We start from the raw sequence: 3,591 nt of genomic DNA, 5'->3' as shown, positions 1-3,591 counted from the left end.
TTGGAGAAGCTTGTCGCATTGCAGATAGACACCGTAGTCGCGCATCTCGGGCGCCTCGATGCGGGCGTGGTATTCGGACTTCAGCATGTTCTTCTCCCTTGCCCGGGCCGCGATGCGGGCCATTCGTTGGATACTGAGACCAGGATAGGGCTTTTCGCTTGAACATTGTTCCTTTTTGTTATCCAAATGGCGCCATTTGAAGGACGAATGTCCTCTTTAGAGCGAAATATGGAGAACGATTGATGCTGGATGCCCTCGACCGCAAGATCGTCGCCGCACTCGAGCGCGACGCGCGCATCTCCTTTGGCGAACTGGCCGAGGAGGTCGGCCTCAGCAAGACGCCTTGCTGGAAGCGGGTAAAGGCGCTGGAGGAAGCGGGCGTCATCCGCGGCTATTCCACCCGCATCGATCCGGCCAGGATCGGCTTCGACATCGAGGCCTTCATCCAGGTGTCGATTGACTTCGAGGTGTCGGACGCCTTCGAGGCGGCGGTGCAGAGACATCCGCTGATCCGGCGCTGCTACGCCACCACCGGCGAGGCCGACTACCTCCTGCAGATCGTGACGGTTGACATGATGGCGCTCGACCGGATGCTGCGCGAGGAGCTGAGCCGCCTACCCGGCGTGCGGCGCACCATAACCTCGATGGCGATGCGCGAGATCAAGGGGGATATTTCCTTCGCCAACGCGGCGGCGCATACGCTGCGCCTCATCGCATAACGAGGTCCCGCCCCAGCCGCTTCGGCGGCTCGGCCCGCAGCACCACATTCGTCGTCACCGCGCCGTAGCGGCCGATGCCGTCGACGATTGCCTCGAGATCGGGCGGCGACGGGACGACGACCTTGACCAGGAAACAGTCCTCGCCGGTCACCCGCAGCACCTCGATCACCTCAGGCATCTGCGCGAATTTCTTCAGGCAGGACTGGATGTGCTCATGCGTGGTGCGCAGGCGGATGACGGCCATGGTGCCGAGCCCAAGCGCCGCGGGCTCGATCACCGCCCGGTAGCCGGCGACGATGCCGCGCTCCTCCAGCCGTTTCACCCGCTCGGAGGTGGCGGGCTGGGACAGGCCGACGCGGCGGCCAAGCTCGGAAATGCCGATGCGGCCGTCCTCCTGCAGGATCTCCACGATCGCCATGTCGGTGGGGTCGAGCCTCGGTCTTGCCTCGCCGTTTGCCATGCTTGCCTTCAATCCATCGGAATTCTTGCCTGCTTTCCGATGATCTCTCATTCCCTCGGCCAGAGGAAGGCCTAGAATTGCCGGTATTGCATCGGCAGGAAAGGCGGTCCATGAGCGAATTCATCATCGTGCCCGGCATTGGCGGCTCGGGCGAAGCACACTGGCAGACGCGCTGGCAGCGGGCGAACCCAGCGATGCGCCGCTTCAGCCCGGCGAGTTGGGAGCAGCCGGACCTCGACGACTGGATCGGCGCCCTCGACGCTGCGGTGGCGGCGGCGAATGCCCCGCCCGTCCTGATTGCCCACAGCCTCGGCTGCCTGCTCGTCGCGCATTGGCAGCAGGTCTCGCGGCGTGCGGTCGCCGGGGCTTTCCTGGTCGCGGTTCCCGACCCGGCAAGCGAGGCCTTTCCGGCCTCGGCACGAAGCTTCGCGGGCACGCCGGCAGGGCGGCTTCGCTTCCCCTCGCTCATCGTCGCCAGCAGCGACGATCCCTATGGCTCGCTGGAGTATGCCGGGACAAAGGCCGCGCAATGGGAAAGCGGCCTGCATGTTGCCGGCACACTCGGCCACATCAATGGCGACAGCGGACTTGGTGATTGGGCCGAGGGAATGGAACTGCTGGCGGCTTTCGCTAGCGAGGTGCAAAGGGAGACGGCAGGGGCCTAGTTGGCGGAAGCCGACGAACGATGACCTGAGCAAGGCGGCGAAGCGCACGGGGTGCTGAAGTCATCGCTACCGCCTCCGGGGCACCGGAGGATGGCCGCAGGCACTCACGAGCCACTCACCTCCTGTCCCGCCAGGGCATGTCTTGCTGCCAGTCGCCCGCCATGATCGAGCCGTAAGGGTCGACGAAGTCGTCGATCGTTGCAAGGCGGTGCCGCTCGATCTGGCCGACCACCTGGCTCGCGCTCTTGTAGGCCGCCGGCAGTTCCGACAGGTCCGGCGTGCCGAGCCAGAAGCGGATGTCGAGCCCGTTCGTCTCGGCCTTCACCACATCGTCGAAGTCGCGGCTGCCGATCACCTCGCGCAGATAGCGCGTGCGGCTCATGTTGCGGCCGGCGCCGTGCGGTGAAAAGCCGAGCGCCGCCTTCTTGTCGGCATGGCCGGCGATCAGGATCGGCTCGCTCATGTTCATCGGGATCAGCGTGCGGCCGTCATCGTCCGGCGAAAAGCCGTCGAAGGACGGCGTCGCCCCCTTGGCGTGGTAGAAAAGCCCGTCGTCGCGACGGAAGACGAAATTGTGCTCGTTCCAGAAGCGGTCGGCGATCTGGTTGCCGAGCTTGGCCTGGATGCGGTCATGGATGCGGAAATGGTTCTGCTTGGTCCATTCGCGAATGACCTGCAACGCGTCCCAATAGGCCCGGCCGTCCGGCGTGTCGGCCTCGATCCAGGCGGCACCCGGCGGCGTCTTCGGCGAGACGATCGCGGTATGCCGGCGGGCAACCGCCATGCCGCGCTTGTAGAGCATGGCGCCCGGGCCGCGCGAGCCGTGATGGGTGACGATCGCCGGCTGTCCGGTCGAGCGCAGATGCCCGACATAGAGGAAGTGGTTGCCGTCGCCCTGCGTGCCGAGATTGCTGTCGCCGATCGCTGTCACGTCGGAGAGGAACCGGTTGGCCTTGAAGCGCGCCGAAAGCTCGGCGGGCATCGCCCAGCCGCGCTGGTCCTTGCGGCCGCCGGGACCGAAATGGGTGATCTCGAAGGCGGCGTCGAGGATTTTCTTCGGGTCGTCGTTGCGCTTGAAGACGGTGATGGCCATCGAGCAGCAGATGTCGGCCGAATGGAAGCCGGGATGGATGGCGTTCCTGGTCGCCACGACGCCGCCTACCGGAATGGTGCCGGCCGGACATGCGTCAGGCATGACGACACCTGACACTACGGTCGGCGTACGCAGAAGCGCGTCCATCGCTTCCACGACCAGCCCAAGATTGTCTCGCTCGACATCATTTTCGGGTTCGAGGAAAACGCCGAACGGCAGCGCGTTGGTGCGCGGCATCATCTCGACCGGCATGAGCGTCTGGAGATGGGCGAATATCTCGTCCTGCGACCTGCCCTCGCCCTCCATGCGCTGGGCATCGGCGATCGCCCCGGGAAACCATTTCCCAGGCTTGAAACCCCACTGGATGAGATCCTTGCCGGTAATCACGGCCGTTCCCCGTCGCCAAAAAGGCGCGGTGAATACCACATCGCGCCGGCGCGAACCAGCCGGCACAATCGCCACCGCGCCGTAACGCGGCGATGCCATGATCAGATGACGACGCCGACGCGATCAGTTCGATGGAGATTTTTCGCGCGCGCGATCCAACTCTGCGCGCGCCTCCTCTTTCTGCTTCTCGGCATCGGCCTTGCGCTTCGGGCAGTCCTCGAAATTGTGGTCGCGGCCGCCGCAATAGGAGCAGCATTTCGCGGGCGC

Annotated in this window: 4 protein-coding genes; 2 read left to right on the top strand and 2 right to left on the bottom strand. The window is 65.1% G+C overall.

The features are described from left to right. Positions 1 to 242 precede the first annotated feature (242 nt). Complete coding sequence (locus EOA33_RS28205; protein WP_127400059.1) at positions 243 to 719, top strand: Lrp/AsnC family transcriptional regulator; 477 nt, start codon at positions 243 to 245, stop codon at positions 717 to 719. Here EOA33_RS28205 and EOA33_RS28200 read toward each other — a convergent pair. Beyond that, positions 709 to 1,179, bottom strand: a complete 471-nt coding sequence (locus EOA33_RS28200) for an Lrp/AsnC family transcriptional regulator (RefSeq protein ID WP_126059122.1) — start codon at positions 1,177 to 1,179, stop codon at positions 709 to 711. The two genes, EOA33_RS28205 and EOA33_RS28200, sit on opposite strands and share 11 nt — an antisense overlap. A gap of 110 nt (positions 1,180 to 1,289) precedes the next feature. On the opposite strand from EOA33_RS28200, the gene EOA33_RS28195 reads away from it, so the two are divergent. After that, positions 1,290 to 1,844, top strand: coding sequence for an alpha/beta hydrolase (locus EOA33_RS28195; protein WP_127407135.1), 555 nt, complete (start codon positions 1,290 to 1,292; stop codon positions 1,842 to 1,844). A 115-nt stretch (positions 1,845 to 1,959) separates the two neighbouring features. On the opposite strand, the gene EOA33_RS28190 is transcribed toward EOA33_RS28195, so the two are convergent. Next, a complete protein-coding gene (locus EOA33_RS28190; protein WP_245482459.1) occupies positions 1,960 to 3,324 on the bottom strand; it encodes an RtcB family protein in 1,365 nt (454 codons plus the stop codon). Between the last annotated feature and the right edge of the window lie 267 nt (positions 3,325 to 3,591).

Origin of the sequence: Mesorhizobium sp. M4A.F.Ca.ET.050.02.1.1 (assembly GCF_003997725.1) — a bacterium.
Lineage (GTDB): Bacteria > Pseudomonadota > Alphaproteobacteria > Rhizobiales > Rhizobiaceae > Mesorhizobium.
Note: the sequence above shows the minus strand (reverse complement) of the source record. Positions and strands in the feature narration are given on the sequence as shown.